We start from the raw sequence: 3,023 nt of genomic DNA on the forward strand, positions 1-3,023 counted from the left end.
CCCGCGTCGACCCGGCCGAGCAGGCCGCGTCGCGCACGGTGGCCAGCCGCGTCCAGGAGGCGCACGTGTACGCCGCCAGCCTGCTCTCGCAGGCCCAGCAGACCGCCGACCAGTACATCCAGGACGCCCAGCGCTACAGCCGGGAGCTGATCGAGGACGCCCTGCTCAGGCGGGGCACGATGCTGGCCAAGGCGGCCGACGAGCAGGGTACCGTCAATGACGAGACGATCGGACGGGAGATCGCCCGGTTGCGCGCGGCCAACCAGGCGTATCGCGGCAAGCTGCGCGACCACTTCGAGCTGATGCTGATGAACCTCGACGAGTGGGAGACAGCGGAAGGAATCGGCGGCGGCCCGGCGTGACCTCGTACCGACGCCTCGTCGTGGTCCTCGGAGCCACGGGGCTGATCGGCTCGCAGGTCGCCGCCATGCTCGCGGACAGGGACATCAGGCTGCGCCTGGTCGCCTCGCATGAGCCGTCGCGCCCCGCGGGCGGGGCGGAGACGGAGACCGTCGCGGCGGACCTCACCGCGCCGGGCCAGGTCGAGTCGGCGGTAGCGGAGGCCGACGCGGTCTTCCACCTCGTCGCACGCCACGATGGCGCACGGGCCTGGCGCGTCGCCGAGAACGACGACACGGGCGAGCGGATCAACGTCGGCATCCTGGTCGACGTGCTCGCCGCGACCCGGCGCGCGAGACCTGTCGTGGTGTACGCCGGCTCGACGTCGCAGTCGGGCGTGGCGGGCCGCATCGACGGCACCGAACCGGACCGCCCGGCGAGCCTCTACGACCGGCAGAAGCTCGCCGCCGAGACCGCGCTCATGCGCGCGACGTCGGACGGGCTCGTACGCGGCGTCTCCGTGCGGCTGCCCACCGTGTACGGTTGCCGCCCCGACGGCGCCGAGCGCGGCGTGGTGTCCGCCATGATCCGCCGGGCCCTGGCCGGCGAGCCGCTGCAGATGTGGGGTGACGGGCGCATGAGACGCGACCTGCTGCACGCGCGCGACGCTGCACGCGCCCTGGTCTCGGCCTTCGACCACGCCGACGCACTGGCGGGACGGCACTGGGTGGTGGGCACGGGACGCCCGGTGCCGGTCGCCACCCTGTTCGGGCTGGTCGCGGCGACGGTCGGTGCGCACACGGGCCGTCCGCCCGTGCCGCTGGAGTCGGTGCCGCCGCCCGCGCATGCCGCGTCCGGCGACCTGCTGGACGTCGAGATCGACGCGTCGCGCTTCACGGCCGTGGCCGGCTGGAGCCCGCGCGTCGAGCTGGGCGAGGGGCTCAGGGAAACCGTGGCTAACGCGCTGCCGCCATCTCGCGCACCACGCTGTACAAGCACGCGATGAGCGTCCTGGCCTGCACGTTGAGGTAGTGACTGTGCCGCAGCAGCTCAGTGAGCTGCGGCAGGGAAACCCAGCGGAAGTCCGGATGCGCATGGTCGGTGTCGGTCTCGGCGATGAGGTAGCGGTTGCGCGCGTGATAGAAGCGCCCGCCCTCCTCCGACAACATGGTGTCGAAGAGGACCCGGCCGGGCGGCGTGCCGAGCACCTCCTCCAGGTACGGCGGCGGTGTGTCATGGTTGGCGGGAGCGCATTGCACGGTCGGCCCCAGCTCGGCGACATCGGCATATCCAGGCTCGACCCGCGCCCTGACCAGCACATGTGGCACGCCGTCGAACCAGTTGAGCAGGAACGCCACGACCCCGGGCGCGGTCGGCTCGATCATCGGCTGCGTCCAGGCGCCCACCTCACGGTCGCTGGCGGTCACGCTCACCCCCATCACGGCGAAATACCTGCCCGTCTCGTGGGAGATCGCGCCGCGTGCCGTCTGCCAGCCACTTACCCGGTCGAGCGGTATCCGTTCGACGTGGATCTCGACCGTCGAGCGCCGCTGGGTGATCCAGCTGAGGATCTCGCCCATGTCGTGCCGGGAACGGCTGGGCACGGCGTACTCGTCCCCCCATACGGACGGCGGCAGGCAGGACAGCACCGTCCTGGTGTCCATGTTCACCACGTCGGGCTCGGACAGCAGGTCGAGCACGTCGGGCAGGGCCAGCCAGCGGAAGCCCGCCGACGGCGCGACGTCGTCGATGATCTCGACGACCATGTTCCTGTTGCGTTTGCGGTAGAACCAGCTGCCCTGCTCCGACTGGCGCACGTCGCTCAGCACCCGGCCGTCCGGGGAGCGAAACCTGTCCAGGTACGGCACCGGCCGCCCGCCGTGCACGCGCGTGTAGTTGCTCCTGGTGGCCTGCACGGTCGGAGAGAGCTGGGCCCCGTTGACGTTGCCGGGCTCGTGCTTGGCCTGGAGCAGCAGGTGGGGGACGCCGTCGAGACGTCTCATGAGGATGCCGAGCACGCCCACTTCGGGCTGGTTGATGATGGGCTGCGCCCACCGTGAGATGGGCCCCTCCGGGTAGTGGACGTCCAGCCCTTCGACGCTGAAGAATTTCCCGCTCGCGTGCACCAGGTTGCCGGTGCCGCGGTCACGGCGCCAGCCGGTGAGTTCCTCCAGTGGAATTCTTTCGGCTTTCATCGCGCCGTGCGAGGAAAGCCAGCGAAGGACATTCATATTCAGCCCTACCCTATACCGAAAAATGCCTAATATAGTGGCGTCGTGGAAATAGATGTGAAGTGCCGGATCTGTTCGGGGCGGCTGGAACAGGTCGCCGACTTCGGGCGGCAGCCTTTGTCCGATGCGTTTAGGGCGCCCGGAGAACAACGGGAGGAGTTCTTTTTCCGGCTCGCCGTCGGCGTATGCGGTTCGTGCTCCATGGTGCAACTCCTGGAGGAAGTGCCGCGTGAACGCATGTTCCACGACGGCTATCCCTATCTGTCCTCGGGTTCGTCGGTGATGCGCGAGCACTTCGCGGGCTTCGCGCAGCGGGTCATGAGCGAATGGAGCGATCCGTTCGTGGTCGAGCTGGGCTGCAACGACGGAGTCATGCTCGGCAACCTCGCCCGCGCGGGCGTCAGGCACCTGGGCGTGGAGCCGTCGGGAGGCGTCGCCGACCGCGCCGCGGCC

At 69.9% G+C, this 3,023-nt stretch carries 3 protein-coding genes and 1 pseudogene; 3 read left to right on the top strand and 1 reads right to left on the bottom strand.

Translation table 11 applies throughout. The annotated features are described in order from the left end of the window. Both AB0J09_RS60775 and AB0J09_RS60780 read left to right on the top strand, forming a co-directional pair. A partial coding sequence (locus AB0J09_RS60775; RefSeq protein WP_360713030.1) for a hypothetical protein occupies window positions 1–362 on the top strand: 362 nt, incomplete at its 5' end. Further along, entirely contained in the window at window positions 359–1,345 is a 987-nt protein-coding gene (locus AB0J09_RS60780) for an NAD-dependent epimerase/dehydratase (RefSeq protein ID WP_360713033.1), read from the top strand. The genes AB0J09_RS60775 and AB0J09_RS60780, both read left to right, overlap by 4 nt. On the opposite strand, the gene AB0J09_RS60785 is transcribed toward AB0J09_RS60780, so the two are convergent. Beyond that, window positions 1,296–2,534: an NDP-hexose 2,3-dehydratase family protein gene (locus AB0J09_RS60785; RefSeq protein ID WP_360713036.1), complete on the bottom strand. Its 1,239-nt coding sequence runs from the start codon at window positions 2,532–2,534 to the stop codon at window positions 1,296–1,298. The two genes, AB0J09_RS60780 and AB0J09_RS60785, sit on opposite strands and share 50 nt — an antisense overlap. 93 nt (window positions 2,535–2,627) lie before the next feature. Here AB0J09_RS60785 and AB0J09_RS60790 point away from each other — a divergent pair. Then, window positions 2,628–3,023: pseudogene (locus tag AB0J09_RS60790) on the top strand (SAM-dependent methyltransferase); the annotation flags it as partial.

Origin of the sequence: Nonomuraea sp. NPDC049784 (genome assembly GCF_040659615.1) — a bacterium.
In the GTDB taxonomy this organism is placed as follows: domain Bacteria; phylum Actinomycetota; class Actinomycetes; order Streptosporangiales; family Streptosporangiaceae; genus Nonomuraea.

What these genes read in the sequence shown, in the direction of transcription:
- AB0J09_RS60785 (WP_360713036.1), bottom strand. Translation starts at nt 2,534, where the DNA reads ATGAAAGCCGAAAGAATTCCACTGGAGGAACTCACCGGCTGGCGCCGT.